General features: G+C 42.0%; 16 protein-coding genes. 14 read left to right on the forward strand and 2 right to left on the reverse strand.

What is annotated here, in order from left to right; genetic code table 11:
• Nucleotides 1–50: 50 nt before the first annotated feature.
• From DWY37_RS04775 to DWY37_RS04795, 5 genes are all read left to right on the forward strand, one after another.
• Nucleotides 51–1,439 (forward strand): uracil-xanthine permease family protein, encoded by a 1,389-nt coding sequence (locus DWY37_RS04775; RefSeq protein WP_117946494.1) that lies wholly within the window; start codon nt 51–53, stop codon nt 1,437–1,439.
• 202 nt (nt 1,440–1,641) lie between these two features.
• Complete coding sequence (locus DWY37_RS04780; protein ID WP_118541300.1) at nt 1,642–2,193, forward strand: phosphatase PAP2 family protein; 552 nt, start codon at nt 1,642–1,644, stop codon at nt 2,191–2,193.
• Nucleotides 2,194–2,260: 67 nt separating this feature from the next.
• Nucleotides 2,261–3,220, forward strand: a complete 960-nt coding sequence (locus DWY37_RS04785) for an AAA family ATPase (RefSeq protein ID WP_118541302.1) — start codon at nt 2,261–2,263, stop codon at nt 3,218–3,220.
• A 3-nt stretch (nt 3,221–3,223) separates the two neighbouring features.
• Nucleotides 3,224–4,294 (forward strand): DUF58 domain-containing protein, encoded by a 1,071-nt coding sequence (locus DWY37_RS04790; RefSeq protein ID WP_118541304.1) that lies wholly within the window; start codon nt 3,224–3,226, stop codon nt 4,292–4,294.
• Nucleotides 4,291–6,981 (forward strand): transglutaminase-like domain-containing protein, encoded by a 2,691-nt coding sequence (locus DWY37_RS04795; protein WP_118541306.1) that lies wholly within the window; start codon nt 4,291–4,293, stop codon nt 6,979–6,981. The genes DWY37_RS04790 and DWY37_RS04795 overlap by 4 nt, the downstream gene beginning before the upstream one ends.
• 50 nt (nt 6,982–7,031) lie before the next feature.
• Here DWY37_RS04795 and DWY37_RS04800 read toward each other — a convergent pair whose 3' ends face one another.
• Nucleotides 7,032–7,553 carry a peptidylprolyl isomerase gene (locus tag DWY37_RS04800; RefSeq protein ID WP_117840572.1) on the reverse strand — a complete coding sequence of 174 codons (522 nt, stop codon included), beginning with the start codon at nt 7,551–7,553 and terminating at the stop codon, nt 7,032–7,034.
• A 103-nt stretch (nt 7,554–7,656) separates the two neighbouring features.
• Between DWY37_RS04800 and DWY37_RS04805 the strand changes: the two genes are divergently transcribed.
• From DWY37_RS04805 to DWY37_RS04845, 8 genes are all read left to right on the forward strand, one after another.
• Nucleotides 7,657–8,580 carry a GNAT family N-acetyltransferase gene (locus DWY37_RS04805; protein ID WP_118541308.1) on the forward strand — a complete coding sequence of 308 codons (924 nt, stop codon included), beginning with the start codon at nt 7,657–7,659 and terminating at the stop codon, nt 8,578–8,580.
• A 146-nt stretch (nt 8,581–8,726) separates the two neighbouring features.
• Complete coding sequence (locus DWY37_RS04810; RefSeq protein WP_022244180.1) at nt 8,727–9,107, forward strand: TIGR04086 family membrane protein; 381 nt, start codon at nt 8,727–8,729, stop codon at nt 9,105–9,107.
• Between the two features lie 73 nt (nt 9,108–9,180).
• A complete protein-coding gene (gene scfA, locus DWY37_RS04815; protein WP_022244181.1) occupies nt 9,181–9,324 on the forward strand; it encodes a six-cysteine ranthipeptide SCIFF in 144 nt (47 codons plus the stop codon).
• 92 nt (nt 9,325–9,416) lie between these two features.
• A complete protein-coding gene (gene scfB, locus DWY37_RS04820; protein WP_022244182.1) occupies nt 9,417–10,772 on the forward strand; it encodes a thioether cross-link-forming SCIFF peptide maturase in 1,356 nt (451 codons plus the stop codon).
• A 22-nt stretch (nt 10,773–10,794) separates the two neighbouring features.
• Nucleotides 10,795–12,945, forward strand: a complete 2,151-nt coding sequence (gene secD / locus DWY37_RS04825; RefSeq protein WP_117697530.1) for a protein translocase subunit SecD — start codon at nt 10,795–10,797, stop codon at nt 12,943–12,945.
• Between the two features lie 627 nt (nt 12,946–13,572).
• Entirely contained in the window at nt 13,573–13,842 is a 270-nt protein-coding gene (locus DWY37_RS04835; protein ID WP_117697532.1) for a DUF1294 domain-containing protein, read from the forward strand.
• Between the two features lie 97 nt (nt 13,843–13,939).
• The gene (locus tag DWY37_RS04840) at nt 13,940–14,509 is read left to right on the forward strand and encodes a PilZ domain-containing protein (RefSeq protein ID WP_158551983.1); all 570 of its coding nucleotides are present in this window, start codon (nt 13,940–13,942) and stop codon (nt 14,507–14,509) included.
• 15 nt (nt 14,510–14,524) lie between these two features.
• A complete protein-coding gene (locus DWY37_RS04845; RefSeq protein WP_117946503.1) occupies nt 14,525–15,604 on the forward strand; it encodes an HD-GYP domain-containing protein in 1,080 nt (359 codons plus the stop codon).
• 54 nt (nt 15,605–15,658) lie between these two features.
• Here DWY37_RS04845 and hcp read toward each other — a convergent pair whose 3' ends face one another.
• Nucleotides 15,659–17,332: a hydroxylamine reductase gene (hcp, locus tag DWY37_RS04850; protein ID WP_118541312.1), complete on the reverse strand. Its 1,674-nt coding sequence runs from the start codon at nt 17,330–17,332 to the stop codon at nt 15,659–15,661.
• Between the two features lie 336 nt (nt 17,333–17,668).
• On the opposite strand from hcp, the gene DWY37_RS04855 reads away from it, so the two are divergent.
• The gene (locus tag DWY37_RS04855) at nt 17,669–18,085 is read left to right on the forward strand and encodes a MarR family winged helix-turn-helix transcriptional regulator (RefSeq protein ID WP_022243914.1); all 417 of its coding nucleotides are present in this window, start codon (nt 17,669–17,671) and stop codon (nt 18,083–18,085) included.
• Nucleotides 18,086–18,095 lie beyond the last annotated feature (10 nt).

An 18,095-nucleotide genomic window follows, 5' to 3' on the forward strand; every position in this document is an offset into this window, starting at 1 on the left:
ATAAAATTCCACGGATATCAAACATTATATTTTAAGGAGGAGCTTTCGTTATGAACGAACGAAAAGACGCAATTCGCGACGCACGGACACTTGGTGTTCCGAAGATGCTGTTGTTAGGACTTCAGCACATGTTCGCAATGTTTGGCGCAACCATTCTTGTGCCGATTCTGGTGAACAGCTATTTTGAGGGAGAAGGCCTTTCCGTACAGGTTACTTTAATCTGTGCCGGTCTTGGAACTTTATTCTTCCACCTTTGTACCAAATTAAAAGTACCTGCATTCTTAGGTTCATCCTTTGCATTCTTAGGAGGATTTTCTACGATTGCACAGTTGGATACCGGAGTCTTTGCAGACATGACCATGGGAGAGAAGCTTCCATATGCCTGTGGTGGTATTGTTGTTGCAGGAGCTTTATATCTGATTCTTGCACTTGTTATCAAGGTCGTAGGAGTAAAGAAAGTAATGCGTTTCCTGCCACCTGTTGTAACAGGACCAATCATCATCTGTATCGGCCTTTCCCTTGCACCATCTGCAGTAAACAATGCATCCACCAACTGGATTCTTGCACTGATTGCACTGGCAGTTATCATTATCTTTAACATCTGGGGAAAAGGAATGTTCCGCATTATCCCGATTCTTTTAGGTGTTGTCATTTCCTATGCAGCAGCACTGATTATGCAGGCAGCAGGACTGACTAATCCGGATGGAAGTGCTATCTTAAACTTTACCGAAGTAGCATCTGCAAGCTGGGTAGGACTTCCTCCATTCCAGTTATGCAAATTTAACCTGACTGCAATCTTGGTTATGGCACCAATCGCACTGGCAACTATGATGGAGCATATCGGAGATATGTCTGCAATTTCTGCAACTGTTGGTGAGAACTTCATCGAAGATCCGGGACTTCACAGAACCTTAATCGGTGACGGACTTGCAACCGCATTTGCAGGTATGGTTGGTGGTCCTGCAAATACTACATATGGTGAGAATACCGGTGTATTGGAATTAAGCCGTGTGCATGACCCTAGAGTGATCCGTATTGCAGCTGTATTTGCAGTTATATTAAGCTTTATTCCGAAAATGGCTGAAATCATTGGCTCCATGCCATCTGCAATCATCGGTGGTGTCAGCTTCATGCTTTATGGTATGATCTCTGCAATCGGTGTCAGAAACGTAGTAGAAAATCACGTTGATTTTACCAAATCCCGTAACTTAATCATTGCAGCAGTAATCTTAGTCAGCGGACTTGGATTTTCCAATGGACTTACCTTTACCATTGCAGGAACCAGCATTACCTTAACCGGACTTGCAATCGCAGCTTTAGCTGGAATTATCTTAAATGCAATCTTACCTGGTAAAGATTATCATTTCGGAGATGATCCAAAGGCAGATGCCAACCGTGGACTTGACATGAATCCGATTCAGGAAGAAGATATTCAGTAAGTAATAAAAAGCAATTTATGTAGAAAGAAACAGGTCATATTCAGCTTGTGAGGGCTGGGATGACCTGTTTTGCGTTGCTTGGGAATGGCTGGAGTTTAGTTTTTTAATATTTCATTAAGTTGTTTCGAAATCAAAGGAAACACGGTATACTATAAGCAGCAGTAAAAGTGATGAAAACGTACGGAAAGAAGAGGAACATATCATGTTAGAACAGTTATTACATATAGATGGGCAGATTTTATTATGGATACAGGAGTATCTGCGATTCCCGGCACTGACTTCCGTGATGAAGGATATTACAAATCTTGGAAATGCTGGAATCTTATGGATTCTGATAACCATTGTGCTTTTGTTGGACAAGAAGACGAGGAACGTAGGCTATATGTCGGCACTGGCTTTAATTGGTTCGTTAATTGTAGACAATATTTTACTTAAAAATCTGGTGGCAAGAACCAGACCCTATGAAGTGGTTGATGGATTGAAGCTTTTAATTGAAAAGCAGCCAGATTATTCTTTCCCATCGGGACATACCGGAAGTTCTTTTGCATCAGCAATTGTATTATGGAAAGAGCTTCCTAAAAAATATGGAGTAATGGCATTAATTGCAGCTGTTCTGATTGCATATTCACGGTTATATGTAGGGGTGCATTATCCGTCGGATGTGTTGGCAGGAGTGGTGATTGGAACCGTACTGGCGTTAGTTTCGGTATGGCTGGTAAAAAAGATTCAGGGACAGAAGAAACTTGTGAAATAAAAAATGTTTCTAAACCGGATGAGAAAAAAGTAGAGTCAGGAAGCAGACTCAAAGCAGGAGGAGAAGGATGGAATTACAGCAGGCGGTGGAATTATCAAAGCGGGTTCAAAATGAAATCAAAAAAAGCGTAAAAGGAAAAGATGATTGTATCCGGAAGGCATTCTGTGCAATTTTAGCAGGAGGACATATTTTAATTGAAGATGTACCGGGAGTGGGAAAGACAACGCTGGCACTGGCTTTTTCGAGGGCATTGTGCCTTGAAAATCACAGGGTACAGTTTACACCGGATGTACTGCCGGCGGATATTTTGGGATTTTCTATATATGATAAGGAGCAGGGCGGCTTTTATTATCATCCGGGTGCAGTCATGTGCAATCTGTTTTTGGCAGATGAAATCAACCGTACTTCTCCAAAGACCCAGTCAGCCCTGTTAGAGGTTATGGAAGAGGGAGAAGTGACGGTAGATGGCATCAGTCATCCGGTTCCGAAACCATTTCTTGTAATGGCAACCCAGAATCCAAAAGGAAGCACCGGAACGCAGATGCTGCCGGAATCCCAGTTAGACCGTTTCATGATTTGTATGAGCATGGGATACCCGGATTTGAAAAGTGAGATTGAGATTGCCAAAGGAAAGAGCATCGGACAGAGCTATGAGAGCATAGAAGGTGTGATGACAGGGGCGCAGCTGCAGGCAATGAAAGAAACCGTAGAAAATATTTTTATACATGACAGAATTTATGAATATATGATGGCGCTGATTCATGCCACCAGAAAAAATCCTTATATTGAGCTGGGCGTCAGTCCGCGTGGAATGGTGGCACTGACGAAAATGGTGCGTGCCAATGCATTTTTAAAAGAGAGAGATTATGTGATTCCGGCTGATGTAGAGGATGTTTTTTATGATGTCACAAAGCATAGAATCGTATTAAATACCAAAGCACGGGTCACCGGGGTGTCCGGGGAAGCAGTTCTTGAAAAAATTATGGAAGATACCACAAAACCAACTTCATTTAAGGGAAAAGAGTAGCCTATGGCAACAGGACTGATACTTGTACTTATTGTTGGTGCATTAGGATATCTTGGAATCATTTATACCAGCCCGGCATTGATGCTTTTGTCGATTTGCTGCGGAGTAATGCTGTTTTTAGGCTATGGCTATATTTTATATATGATGCTTCGGGTAAAATGCCGGATTCAGATTCCGATTGTTATGGCAGAGCAGGAAGAAGGCGTTATGATCTGTGCGGTGACGGAAAACCGGAGCAGGCTGCCATTGCCGAAGGTGGTATACCGGATGGATTATCAGAACTCCTTTGGCAGGAAAAAGAGAAAGTTATCCATACAGACGGCGGCGGATGCAAAGAGCAGCAGCCGGATGAGCGTGGAGGTAGCAGCAAAAAGCAGTGGAAATTATACATTCCGGCTGGTTCGGGTAAGATTTTATGGCCTGCTTGGAATCGGCTATCTGACCAGGTATGTGCGCTATGAGGAACGGCTTTCCATTATGCCAAAGATAACACCGGTAATGATAGAGGTGGGATTAGCTTCCCGGTATTTTCAGGGAGAATCGGAAGTATATGATGATAAAACCGGGGGAGATGACGTATCTGAGGTATTTCAGATCCGTTCCTTTCAGCCGGGAGATAAAATCCAGAATATTCACTGGAAATTATCGGCAAAAGAAGATGAACTGATGGTGCGGGAAAACAGCCAGCCGATGGGCTGTCCGGTGGTGATTCTTCTTGACATCAGCGGAGGACAGAAAGAGACGGAGAAGCAGAGAAACCACTTTTTTGAAATGGTAATTTCGATTTCTTTTGGACTGGTGGAAAAACAGTGCCCTCATTATATCGCATGGTATGATGAAAAGGAACATGACCTCATCCGGGTAAGGGTAGATAAGGAAGAGAAGGTATATTATTTTATTCTGCTTTTGTATGGAGCGGTTCAGAGCCGGGAAAAGATGGATATTGCACTTTTATATCAGGAGAAATACCGGGGTGAGACAGCAGTTACAAAGATAGAAATGAACCTTGCAGGAAAACTTATTGTGGCAGGAACGGAAATAGAAGATTTCGCAAAAGCGGAGATTAGAGTATGAGAAAAAAGAAGAAAACATATGCATCGGTTATGAAAAAGACCGGAAACATACGGTATTCGCAGAAAGGACGGCGGGCAGGAAAAATTGCATTGCCGCCGCAGGTCATGCGTGTGGGAATGCAGAGCCTGCTGGCTGTACTTTGGGAGCTTTCCATGTTCTTTATATTTGGAGACATCTTTCTGACTAACCGGTTTGGAAAGCCTGTATTGATATGGGTTTCTGTTTCTGCGGCAGCATTGACGTTTTCTTTTTCCTATTTTAAGAAGGCGGACAAGTGGCTGCTGCCTGTGGGAGAACTGCTGGTGGGACTGGTGCTTGGCAGGAAGGAACTTTATCCCGGGATGGCAGGACTGATCCGGCTGGTAGTGCAGAAAATCAATATGTACTATAATGTGCAGATTGTATCCGGATTTGAACGGTATCTTGATTTAAATCCGGTGGTAGCAGTAACAGCATGGCTGTTAGTTATCTTGTCTATTCTGCAGATTTATTTTCTGGTGGTAAGAAAACGGCTGGCTGGAGTGTTGATTCCACCGCTACTTCTTATAATGCTGGATTTTGCGGTGGGCTATGCACCATCAAAGCGGGCATTGATTTGTTTCTCACTGGCTGCGGCAGGAAGCTTTGGTTACCGGGCTGCCGGCCGGGTGGAATTAAAGCAGTTGGAATATCTAAGGCAGAAAGCAGTATGCCTTTTTCTGGTGGTGGCGGTAGTTGTTTCTTCGCTGGTATTTAGAGTGGCAGAACCGAAAGCCAAAGAAATGGTGGCAAGAAGAAGTGAAATTGAAAAAAATGCGCAGGATATGGTAACAGAAATGGCAATGACAGCTGCCAATCTTTTGGCAGAAATTCCTTTTGGTAAAGATATTTTCTCCTTCCATCAGCCGGGACGGGTCAGCAATATGGCACCGGAATTTGAGGACAAGCCGGTTATGGAAGTGACTGCTTATCAGATACCGGATGATACGGTATATTTAAGAGGTTATGTAGGCGATTATTACAAAAATGGAAGCTGGAAGACTTATGATTCCAGTGATTTTGTGACTGCCATGCAGGAAGCAGACAGCAGTCTTAAGGAACAGACCGCGGGACAACAGGTACAGAATATTCTGGCATATACCCAGAGCTATTATACCTATTACTGGGATACCATTTACCGGGTGCAGTATTTTGATGAGAAAGACCCCTATGCATACCTGCCATACTATACGTTGGCAAGCTATTATCAGGATGAACGGCAGCCCGCCGGGGTTCTTATGGATGGAGACCGTACTGTGCTCCGAAATGGCAATGACGTTCTGGAAGTAGACGGAACCATAAGAAACAGCATGTCACATCTTTATATGAATGCTTTGTTTACAGCAGATTTGGCAGATGGTGCTTATGTGGACCGGAATGAGACACTGAGCGAATCGGAAGTAAATGAAATTATAGAGAATATGAATAGCTGGCGGTATGATTTGGCTGGGTTTAACAGCAAATTACCGGAAGACGAATGGGCATTTATAAAGAGATATAATGAGTATACGGAAAAATATACGTATGTGCCGGAAAATCTCACAAGAATCCGGGAACTGGGAAATCAACTGGAAGCGGAGTATGAAAGAGATTATTCGGATTTTGTAGATAACCGATTTACTGTGAATGGTACTTATTATGATAATATTTATAACTTTAAGGAAATCTATGCAGTCTATCTGGTGAAACGGGAACTGGCGAAGTGTAACTATAATCTGGATTTGGACAATGTGCCATGGGGACAGGATGTAACAGAACATTTTCTGTTTGATACGAAGGAAGGCTTCTGTCAGCATTTTGCCAGTGCGGGAACACTACTTCTGCGGCAGATGGGAATTAAGGCACGGTATGTCAGCGGCTATGCTGTAAGTACATCGAAGTTTAAGAAGGACAGTGATGGGAATTATACGGCAGAGGTTCTTGATAATCAGGCACATGCCTGGACGGAAATCTATATAGACAGTGTTGGCTGGGTGCCGGTGGAGATGACGCCGGGAAATAAAACCGGCATTGACCGTCTGGAGATTCAGCAGGAAAGTGACAGCATTACCATCCGGATGAATGATGGCAGAACAGCTGACCTAATTACGCTGGAGCGAAGTGATTATCAGGACAGTTCCAAAGATGACAATCAGTCGGATTTATCTGGCAGCGGAATGCAAAATACGGAAAATCAGAATACAGAAAGTCAGGGTACAGAAAGTCAGAACACAGAAAGTCAGAACACAGAAAATCAGGATACGGAAAATCAAAATACAGAAAATTTCATGCAGGATGGCAGCAAGACAGGAAAACAGAATCAGAAGGAAAGCCGTTTAAAGGTCATTTTGATTGTTGTGGTAATCATCATTCTGCTTTTTGCAGCAGGTATCTGGTATTACTTAAGAAAGATAGAAGGAAAACGGAAGAATGGAATACATAGTTACAAGCGTATCATCCGTTGGAATTCGAACCAGATTTATCGCATCTTACGGCGGAAGGGCATTGTAAATGCTAAAGTACAATCCGACCGGGCATTCAGGGAACAGCTTTTAAATTATGGGGGCTGGAGCATGGAAGAAAAGGAGCGTTATCTTCAGATTCTTGAAGTGGCAGCGTATAGCCATAAGAAACTTACCAGAGAGGATATGCAGTTTGTACAGAAGCTTTACCGGAAGTTAAAAGAATAAAAACAACAGCCGCACCAGTGTATACACGGATACGGCTGTTGAGCTTGGAATTATACGGTTTCCGGTTCGTCGTAATCAACACCAAAGGTTTCTACGGTAACGGTTTTCATTCGTTGGTCTTCCATTGGACGGTCGCTGTAGTCGGTTGCAACTTCTGCGATTTTATTTACCACATCCATGCCTTCGATGATTTTACCGAAAGCAGCGTAAGCACCATCTAAGTGTGGAGCATCCTTATGCATGATAAAGAACTGGGAGCCGGCAGAGTTTGGCATCATGGAACGAGCCATGGAAAGAACGCCTGCAGAATGCTTTAAGTCATTGGCAAAGCCGTTCTGTGCAAATTCACCCTTGATACCATATCCTGGACCGCCCATTCCGGTTCCTTCCGGGTCACCACCCTGAATCATAAAACCGTTGATGACACGATGGAAGATAAGTCCATCATAAAATCCCTTGTTGACAAGGCTGATAAAGTTATTTACTGTGTTAGGAGCAACCTGCGGATATAATTCCGCTTTCATAATATCTCCGTTTTCCATTTCAAATGTAATAATAGGATTCTGAGCCATTGTAAGATACCTCATTTCTGTTCATTGAATTCATCCTGCATAACAGAATGTAGTTCTACTATAGCGGAAAAAGGCTTTTTTGTAAAGAAAGAGAGAAGGAAATATGTGCCACTGGAATACTGTAAACTGGAACTGTATCATACGAAAAGAAACATTAGAAGAAAAACTTTCTGAAGAAGAGAAACATGCATTAAGCCGCCTGCAAAAAGAACTGTCAGAGCAGAAAAAAGTGGAACTTCTTTTTACAGATGCTGATTTGGAAAAAGATATCACATTTTTCCTGAGCGGACATCATGTAAAGCCGGAGGAATGTATGCTGCTTGCAACAGATCCGGAAGAAGTGGCATGGGCGAAAAAGGAGGCAGATTCTGACTCAGACCAGCTTACCATCATTGGCTATGAAGTGCCGGATTTTTCAAAACAGATGCCTTTAAGCAATGTGGATATGCTGCTTCTTGGACTGGAAGAAGTGGACACAGAATTTTTACTTCGGACATTTCAGCGGAAGCATCACCTGCCGTGGCGGATACTAGAGACAAAGCGGTGCTATCTGAGAGAGATTACGTTAGATGACATGGACGATTTATTTGATTTATATAATAAGAAGGGAATCTCCGATTATATCGAGCCCCTTTACGAAAGGCAGGAAGAGGAGGAGTACCAGAGAGCATACATTGAAAATATGTATGGCTACTATGGATATGGCATGTGGCTGGTAAAGGGAAAAGACACCCATCAACTGATTGGAAGAGCCGGGATCGACTATCGCAAACTGCTTGACGAAAAAATTATCGAGATGGGCTATGTCATTGCACCGGAATACCAGAGGCAGGGTTATGCATATGAGGTCTGTCAGGCAATCATGGCATGGGTAAAAAATAATCTTGAATTTCGAAGAATTGACTGTCTGGTGGAGCCGGGGAATGAAGCATCGTTGGGACTGCTTCATAAACTTGGCTTTCAGGAAACAGAGAAGATAAAACAGGATGGAAAAATATTCCGGCATTTCTGGTATTTTTATCCGTGATTGGAAAGTTAAACGGTAGGAGACATTTTTATACATAATATAAATCTTTTTTTCATATATAGTACAAAGCGAAAATGTATCCGGAACATGATATAAAAAATAAGTTACGGATACAGACGCAAGGTACGAAGATGGATGGAGGATATATGGGAAAAGAGAAGGTGGCAGGAAAAGGAAATCTTTTTACGACAATGGGCAAAGTGTTGCTGGTCATGTATATTCTGACGGGAATACTGCTTTTTATTCTGGCGGCAGTCTTATATAAAATGGAATTAAGCGAAGCTGCGGTAAATATCAGCATTATCATAAGCTATATTGTAGTGGGATTTGTCGGCGGCTTCATCATTGGAAAGATTAAGAAGAGCCGGAAATATCTGTGGGGAGCCGTGATGGGGCTATTATATTTTGCGGTGCTGCTCATTGTGTCCCTGATATTGAAAAAGGGACTGGATTCCGGGATGCAGCACATCCTTACAACACTGATTTTATGCACTGCTTCGGGAACTGTGGGCGGAATGCTCAGTTGAAAAAAAGTGCTTTTCTTATGAAAGACTATGTGTTATACTAACTAGAGGTATTTTTTCGAAAGGAGATAACGAGATGAAACATATTAAGACCCTGAATACAAGAAAGTTACAGAATACAGTAAAGAAGGGCGGATGCGGCGAGTGCCAGACATCTTGTCAGTCAGCATGCAAGACTTCCTGTACTGTAGGAAACCAGACTTGCGAGCATTGCAAATAATTACCAGAAGTTCAGATTGAGAACGAACGAAACGACCGTACGCCTGCGCGGACGGTCGTTATAATGTTGTAAGAAAGTGAGGAAATATTGTAGTGGTTCACCAGTATAAAAACAACGGCTATAATATTGTCCTGGATGTAAACAGCGGCGCCATCCATATTGTGGATGACTTAACCTATGATGTCATTGCATTGTGGGAAGAGACAAGCCGTGAAGAAATCATACAGAGACTGAATAAGACCTATGATGAGGCGGAGATAAAAGAAGCAATTGAAGAGATAGAGGAATTGCAGAAGAACGGAGATTTGTTCACACCGGATGATTATGAAGAATACATCGGTGATGTAACAAAGCGTCCTACTGTAGTAAAAGCACTGTGTCTGCATATTGCCCATGATTGTAACCTTGCCTGCAGATACTGTTTTGCAGAAGAGGGAGAATATCACGGCAGACGTGCGTTAATGTCCTATGAAGTAGGAAAAGCTGCATTGGATTTCCTGATTGCCAATTCCGGCAACCGCCGGAACTTAGAGGTGGACTTCTTCGGTGGAGAACCTACCTTAAACTTCCAGGTGGTAAAAGATTTGGTAGCATATGGAAGAGAGCAGGAAAAAATACATAATAAGAATTTCCGGTTTACACTGACCACAAATGGCGTTCTTTTAAATGATGATATTATGGAGTTCGCTAATAAAGAGATGGACAATGTTGTATTAAGTATTGACGGAAGAAAAGAAGTCAATGATTATATGCGTCCGTTCCGTGGTGGTCAGGGAAGCTATGATGTGATTGTTCCGAAATTCCAGAAATTTGCAGACAGCAGAAATCAAGAACGCTACTACGTGCGTGGAACCTATACCCATCATAATTTAGATTTTTCCAAGGATGTACTGCATCTGGCAGACCTTGGTTTTAAGCAGATTTCCGTAGAGCCGGTTGTGGCACAGGAGACAGATGATTATGCCATCCGTGAGGAAGACCTGCCACAGCTTTTTGCAGAATATGATGCACTGGCAAAAGAGATGGTAAAACGGAAAAAAGAAGGAAAAGCATTCAACTTCTTCCACTTTATGATTGATTTGGAGGGTGGTCCTTGTGTTGCCAAGAGACTTTCCGGATGTGGTTCCGGAACCGAGTATCTGGCAGTAACACCTTGGGGAGACTTATATCCATGTCATCAGTTTGTTGGAAATGAAGATTTCCTGATGGGAAATGTTTTTGAAGGCTTAAAACGTACCGATATCCGGGATTCCTTTAAGAGTTGTAATGTTTATTCCAAGGAAAAATGCAGAGAGTGTTTTGCAAGATTCTACTGTAGCGGTGGATGTGCAGCGAACTCTTATAATTTCCATGGTGATATTCATAATACCTATGACATTGGTTGTGCATTACAGAAGAAACGTGTGGAATGCGCAATTATGATAAAAGCCGCAGAGGCGGAAATTTAAGTCAGGAGAAAGGAAGAAGAAAATGAAGAAAAGTAAGGGCGTAGCCATATTACTTGCAGTTCTCTTGGTTTTAGCAGGACTGTCGTATTATGCGTCTATCATCTTATCTTCAACCGGAAAAGGCGAAGATAAGAACATTAAGCTTGGATTGGACCTGGCAGGTGGTGTCAGCATCACATATCAGGTAGAATCTGAGAATCCGACTTCCGAGCAGATGAAGGATACTATTTACAAGCTTCAGAAGCGTGTGGAAGGCTACAGTACAGAAGCATCTGTATATCAGGAAGGTGATGATCGTATCACCGTTGAAATTCCAGGAGTAAAGGATGCAAACAAGATTCTGGACGAACTTGGAAAACCGGGTTCCTTAGAGTTCCGGGATCCGGACGGAAATGTTTACATGACCGGTAATGATGTAAAGGATGCACAGGCTGCAACACAGCAGGACAACCTTGGCAACAAGCAGTATGTGGTTCAGCTTACACTTACCGATGAAGGTGCACAGAAATTTGCAGATGCAACCACTGCCAACGTTGGAAAGGTCTGCCCAATTGTATACGATGACGAGGCAATCAGTACGCCTCGTGTAAAAGAAGCAATTACCGGCGGAAGCGCAGTAATCGATGGAATGAGTTCCTATGAAGAAGCAGAGACTTTAGCTTCTAACATCCGTATCGGTTCTCTTTCCTTAGAGTTATCTGAGTTACAGTCCCAGATAGTAGCAGCACAGCTTGGTACAGAAGCAATTTCAACGGCATTAAAGGCAGCAGCAATCGGTCTTGCCCTGATTGCGGTATTCATGATTGCTTACTACTGGATTTCAGGTGTGGCAGCAACCATAGCACTTGGAATTTATACTACAATGGTAGTTGCAGTTATTTATCTTTTTGAAATTACACTTACCCTTCCGGGTATCGCAGGTATCATCCTTTCCATTGGTATGGCGGTAGATGCAAATGTTATTATCTTCGCCCGTATCAGGGAAGAAATTGCATCCGGCAAGACTGTTTCGACAGCGATTAAGACCGGATTCCAGAAAGCGTTATCTGCAATTTTAGACGGAAATATCACCACCCTGATTGCTGCAGCAGTGCTGGCATTTAAGGGAAGCGGTTTCGTAAAAGGATTTGCTTATACACTGGCAATCGGTATCGTATTATCTATGTTTACTGCATTAGTTGTAACAAGACTGGTATTACATGGATTGTATGTAATTGGTTTCCGTGATGCAAAATTCTATGGAAGACAGAAAGACCGCCGTCCAATGCATTTTATTGCAAAACGCCACGTATTCTTTATTGTTTCAGCAGTAATTATCATTGCCGGATTTGTGGGAATGGGCGTAAACAAAGCCAATGGCAAGGGCGCATTGAACTTAAGCCTTGAATTTGTCGGTGGTACATCTACAACCGTAGATATGGGTAAAGATTATACTCTTGCAGAATTAGATTCTGAAGTAATTCCTCTGATTGAAGATGTGACTGGCGATTCCAGTGTGCAGGCTCAGAAGGTAGAAGGAAGCACACAGGTTGTATTTAAGACCAGAAGCCTTGATTTGGACGAAAGAGAGCAGTTAAATACTACATTAGAAGAAAATCTTGGTGTAGATACTTCAACTGTTTCCTCTACTAATATCAGTTCCACTATCAGTGGTGAAATGACAAAAGATGCGGTCTGGGCAGTAGTAATTGCAACAATCTGTATGCTGGTTTATATCTGGTTCCGGTTTAAAGACATTCGTTTTGCAACTTCTGCTATTTTAGCACTGATTCATGATGTACTGGTTATTTTAACCTGTTACTCCTTATTACGTCTGTCAGTAGGAAGTACATTTATTGCAGTAATGCTGACAATCATCGGATATTCCATCAATGATACCATCGTTATCTTTGACCGAATCCGTGAGAATATGCATCTGGTAAGAAATGTGGATAAGGAAAGCTTAACCGAAATAGCTGACCGCTCCATTTCCCAGACAATTTCTCGAAGCTTAAATACTTCAATTACAACTTTTGTAATGGTATTCCTGCTTTATATCCTTGGAGTTGCATCCATTAAAGATTTCTCACTTCCTCTTATGGTAGGTATTGTGAGCGGAACTTATTCTTCTATCTGTATTGCAACAGAGCTGTGGTTTGTATTCAAAACACGCTTTGCAAAGAAGAATGCATAAGTAACAGAAATGATTTCCCCTCTTCTGATTTTGGAAGAGGGGATTTTTACATTTCGGCATTGTTTAAAAAATTAATATCCGGGGGATTGCGAAAGGAAAGAAGAGATTTACTGCAATAATATTACGTTGATTTGCAGCAGATTCTCTTTCGTTATGAAATACCACAGTTCTAAAATGCGTGTTTTTCTTTTGGTTATGAAAACAGTCTTTCCAATGTTTGCCAGAATAGCTGCACGGTTCGCCGAAGTACAGATGCCTGATAAGGGCTGTTAGGGGCACTGGGAATTTCGTCTGGCAACAGGCAACGCTGGTACAGGGATGTACCAGCGAGGCACATTTGAACATGGATGTGAATTTGTGCCGGTTGCCAGAAGAAAGTATAATTATGCCGAAATTCCCTGTGCCCCTTGCAGGCGTTATGCGGCATCTGCTTTCGACGGACAGCGCAGCTATTCAGTCAAAGCAACCGGAAAGACAGTTTATATGCAAGAAAAACACGCATTGTAAGAATTGTTGGCATTTCATATCGGATAAAGAGAATCCGCTGTAAATCGCCGTAATATTTTCTGGCAAAGACTATTTCCTTTCGCAATCACCGAAAATTAATATTTGAAAAAGGAGAAAAGAATGAATACAATTCAGAAAATAGCAATTGCATATGGAATAATTGCAAATATTGTCGGGCTATCCGTCATGGGAATAGATAAACGCAGAGCCATCTGTCATAAATGGCGTATTCCGGAAAAAACATTATTTCTGGTAAGCATACTGGGAGGAAGCATTGGGACATGGGCAGGTATGTATCTGTTCCGTCATAAGACAAAACATTGGTACTTTGTAATAGGAATGCCATTTATACTGATTGTGCAACTGGTTTTATACTATTATTTTTGGTAAAAATATTTTCAAACCGGGATAGGCGTGATAAAATATATCAAACAGAAATGAGATATGGATAATAGGTGAACAACAGTATCAGGGAGAAATGCAAATTATGGCAGGAATGATGGAGTTAAATGGCTGCCGGATTATTGTAAAGGAAATTGCCGGCGGGAAGAGGGTATTAGATACAAGAATTAAATCTTATGATCCGATCCGTAAAGTAGTAAAGGTTAGTGCAGGAAGCCTGGACAACCGGATGGAGCATGCAGTGACGGTTATCATATTTGGACCGAATGGGAGCCTGGTAGAAGCTACCGGTAATCTTCGGAAGGTTATAATTGCCAATGAAGTAGAAATCGAGCTGGGCAGGAGTAAGAATGGTGAGAAGCGGAAGCATGCCCGTTATCCCTTAAAAGAAAAGGGATATATAGAATCTGTTATTGTGGATGGAACATTAATTGAATTGCAGAAGCCAATTGAAATGGAAACCTGTAATATCAGTGGAAATGGAATTCTGATTCAGACAATGGCAGGAAGCGGGACAGTTGGAACGGAACTGCGGATTTGCGTGAAACTTGGAGATACAATGTTACAGAAGACATATCGGATTGTCCGGATACAGAATGCAAATCTTAAGACAGAAGAGTATGGCTGCATGATGATTCGTGACAGGAATATATAAGGGCGGAGTGACAGAATGAGACTTAGAAAAATTCCAATTGATTTTTTATGGGAAGGCCTGGAACTTTCCGGAGATATTTATAATGACAGAGGTTCGGTGCTGCTTTTGAAACGGGGCGAAGTCCTGACACAGGACCGGTTAGATAAACTTTCCAAGTTTGAACGTGGTGGATATATTACAACCAGTGAGGAAACTTATCAGGAAATTCTCAACAGTGGAAAAGCACCAAGAGCTGCATTGCAGAGAGTATACGAAGAAGCAATCGGCTATACAGCATTAAAAAACGATGTAGACAGTATTTTTTCTGTAACCAGAAATGCTTCCGAAATTAATATGGAAGCAACGGAGACTGTTACAAAGGATATTTTTACTAAGATTAAGGTATTGGATTTTCCTAAAATATTTCAGTGTATTGATGCACCGAGAGAGATGGATGAGAATTTGCAGCGCCATTCCCTGAACGTAGCATTTACCAATGGTGTTATCGGGCAGTGGCTGAAGCTTCCGGAACCGGTGATTAAAAAGCTGGTATGCGCCGGATTAGTGCACGATATCGGAAAGACGAAGATACCGGAAGAAATCTTAAATGCACCGAGAAGACTTACGGAAGAAGAATTTGAAATCATAAAAGCTCATCCCGTTTATTCATATGAGCTGCTTTGGGATAATGTAGATGAAGATATCCGGTTAGCGGCAAGACATCATCATGAGCGGCTGGATGGCAAGGGTTATCCGGATCAGATTGCAGGAGATGAGATTTCTCTGCTGGCAAGGATTACCGCCATTTCCGATGTGTATGATGCCATGATTTCCCAGAGAAGTTATAAGGAATCCATGATTCCTTTTGATGTGTTGGAGAAATTTAAAAAGGGCGAATTTCCGGGACTGGATGAACGCCTGGTAGACTTATTTGTGAAAAATATGGTGGAAAATTACCGGGATGTAAAGGTACAGATGTCCGATGGAAGAATCGGTGTGGTGCGTTACATTCCACCAAATGACCTGAATCATCCGATTATCAACTGTAATCATGATGTCAGTCAGACAGATGATAAATGGTATTGCGTCTGCATTGCAAATCAGACAGGAAAATAGATTTTGCATAAATAAAAACCTCTTTACCAGAAAACTGGTAAGGAGGTTTATTATTTATAGGCTTTGTTTCAGGCAGGTTTTGATATCATCGGAAGCATTGCTGATTGGCTTTATGTGGAAGGTATCGGTAAGATACTGCAGCACATTTGGACTGATGAAGGCAGGAAGCGTTGGACCTAAATAAATATCATGAATGCCAAGGCTTAAAAGGGCAAGCAGGTCAGCAACCGCTTTCTGTTCATACCAGGATATAATCAGTGACAGTGGAAGTCCGTTTACGTCCGTTTCAAAAGCATCTGCAAGTGCAGTAGCAATGCGGATGGCAGAGTAGACATCATTACACTGTCCCACATCCAAAAGACGTGGAAGCCCTGCTACTTCACCAAAATCTAGTTTATTAAAACGGTATTTTCCGCAGGCAAGCGTCAGAATCATACAGTCAGATGGAACCATCTGGGCAAAGTCAGTGTAGTAATTTCGTCCCGGACGGGCACCGTCACAGCCGCCGATAAGGAAGAAATGGCGGATTTGTCCGCTTTTAACAGCTTCCACAAGCTGTGGGGCATAGCTTAAGGCAGCGTGGTGTCCGAAACCTACCAGAATCTCTTTTGCCGGCTGGTCTTCCTGAAAACCGCCAAGTTCAATTGCCTGTTTTATGATTTCACTGAAATCTTTGTCTCCATTTTCTTTCCGACCGACATGTTTCACACCATCCCAGCCTACTACATTCGTGCTGTAAATCCTGTCTTTGTAGGAATCTCTCGGACGCATCAGGCAGTTGGTGGTCATCAGGATACAGCCTGGAATGTTGTCAAACTGTTTCTGCTGATCCTGCCAGGCTCCACCGAAGTTACCTACAAGATGAGAATATTTTTTCAGTCCATCATAACCGTGGCAGGGCAGCATTTCACCATGGGTATAGATGTTGATGCCGGTGCCTTCCGTCTGCTTCAACAGCATTTCCAAATCCTTTAAGTCGTGACCGGAGACAATGATAAATGGCCCTTTTTTAATAGTAACATTTACCTTATGCGGGGAAGGATTGCCATAAATAGTGGTATTGGCATCGTCCAGTTTTTTCATGACTTCAATAGCCATTTCACCGGTACGCATGGTCAGACGGATCAGGTCTTCGACAGTCAGCCGGTCATCGGTAATGGCTTCTAATGCCAGTATATAAAAGTCATCCACTTCATCACTGAAGTAACCTAATTCTCTTGCCTGATGACCATAGGCACTGATACCTTTTAAACCGTAGAGAATAGTCTGACGGAGGGAGCGGATGTCTGGGTCTAAGGATTTGTCATACATAATGCCCGCCATAGGAGCATCCTTTAACATATCCGTTTTTGAATCCGGCAGATGATAGGTGGCATGGAGTGTGGAATTCGAAATTTCACCTACCAAATTGTGAAGCTCTTCTTTGATTTGCTGTGATTGCCGGAGCAGTGCCACATGTACATCTGCATCAAAATTTACATTGGTAAGTGTCGTAAAAAGTACATTTTCAATAAAGCTTACAATCGATTTGTCCATATGTTGTCCCTGCTCCACCAGCACTTTTCCGTAGCAGCTGATTCCCTTTATCTGAAAAATAAGTAAATCCTGCAGGTTGGCAATTTCCGGTGTCTTTCCGCATACGCCAAGCTTTGTACAGCCTTTGCCACCGGCTGTCTGTTCACACTGATAGCAGAACATTTCATAATTTAAATCCATGTTATTTCCCATACGATAATCTCCTTTTATAGAAAATTTTTTGGACGATTGCGAAAAGATATATTTTTCTTTCAAAATTTTTACTATAGAAGGGCATTTCAGCACAAATTACTTCCAATGCCCTTCTATATTTAAAATTTTTGAAATAAATTCTTACGTTCTTTTTCATAATCGCCTAAGAAAAGTTTATATATCGGCATTAGCATGAGCCGGGAAAAGGAATATTATGCATGAAGAAATAGAGTAGATAAAATAGAAAGTTGACAATGGAATAAAATCTGGCTAAAATACTTAGGAACCGAACTAATTAGAAATAGTAATAAGTTTAAAGAAAGGAACAGATTTGCCATGGAAACAGGAAAGGTAATTAATAAAATATCCAACCGGCTCCGCAGACGTTCTAAGAAAATACAGGAATCTATCGGAATCAGCGGAGCAAAGGGTAACATCTTAAATTATATTCTGGTGGAATCAGAAAACCATCCGGTATACCAGAAAGAGATTGAGGAAGAATTTGGCTTGCGTCCGTCTACTGCAACAGAGACTTTAAAGAATCTTGAGCAGGCAGAACTAATCTGCCGGGTGCCGGAATCAGAGGATGGAAGATATAAGAAGATTGTTTTTACAGAACAGGCGCGGAAGATTGAACATATTCTGCGAAAGGAAATTACGGAATCGGAAGAACTTTTATTACAGGGAATTACGGAAGAAGAAAGAAAAGAATTTTTAAGAATTGCCGAGAAGATGCTTCGGAATCTGGAATGAGAAATTTAAA

This window comes from Roseburia sp. AF25-13LB (assembly GCF_003478915.1).
GTDB classification, from domain to species: Bacteria; Bacillota; Clostridia; order Lachnospirales; family Lachnospiraceae; genus Roseburia_C; species Roseburia_C amylophila.

Bases quoted from the DNA above. Each gene is read 5' to 3' on its own strand.
- DWY37_RS04845 (WP_117946503.1), top strand. From the start codon at position 14,525: ATGAGACTTAGAAAAATTCCAATTGATTTTTTATGGGAAGGCCTGGAA.
- DWY37_RS04780 (WP_118541300.1), top strand. From the start codon at position 1,642: ATGTTAGAACAGTTATTACATATAGATGGGCAGATTTTATTATGGATA.
- DWY37_RS04800 (WP_117840572.1), bottom strand. From the start codon at position 7,553: ATGGCTCAGAATCCTATTATTACATTTGAAATGGAAAACGGAGATATT.
- DWY37_RS04775 (WP_117946494.1), top strand. From the start codon at position 51: ATGAACGAACGAAAAGACGCAATTCGCGACGCACGGACACTTGGTGTT.
- DWY37_RS04785 (WP_118541302.1), top strand. From the start codon at position 2,261: ATGGAATTACAGCAGGCGGTGGAATTATCAAAGCGGGTTCAAAATGAA.
- DWY37_RS04795 (WP_118541306.1), top strand. From the start codon at position 4,291: ATGAGAAAAAAGAAGAAAACATATGCATCGGTTATGAAAAAGACCGGA.
- secD (WP_117697530.1), top strand. From the start codon at position 10,795: ATGAAGAAAAGTAAGGGCGTAGCCATATTACTTGCAGTTCTCTTGGTT.
- hcp (WP_118541312.1), bottom strand. From the start codon at position 17,332: ATGGGAAATAACATGGATTTAAATTATGAAATGTTCTGCTATCAGTGT.
- DWY37_RS04855 (WP_022243914.1), top strand. From the start codon at position 17,669: ATGGAAACAGGAAAGGTAATTAATAAAATATCCAACCGGCTCCGCAGA.
- DWY37_RS04840 (WP_158551983.1), top strand. From the start codon at position 13,940: ATGGCAGGAATGATGGAGTTAAATGGCTGCCGGATTATTGTAAAGGAA.
- DWY37_RS04835 (WP_117697532.1), top strand. From the start codon at position 13,573: ATGAATACAATTCAGAAAATAGCAATTGCATATGGAATAATTGCAAAT.
- DWY37_RS04790 (WP_118541304.1), top strand. From the start codon at position 3,224: ATGGCAACAGGACTGATACTTGTACTTATTGTTGGTGCATTAGGATAT.
- scfA (WP_022244181.1), top strand. From the start codon at position 9,181: ATGAAACATATTAAGACCCTGAATACAAGAAAGTTACAGAATACAGTA.
- DWY37_RS04810 (WP_022244180.1), top strand. From the start codon at position 8,727: ATGGGAAAAGAGAAGGTGGCAGGAAAAGGAAATCTTTTTACGACAATG.
- DWY37_RS04805 (WP_118541308.1), top strand. From the start codon at position 7,657: ATGTGCCACTGGAATACTGTAAACTGGAACTGTATCATACGAAAAGAA.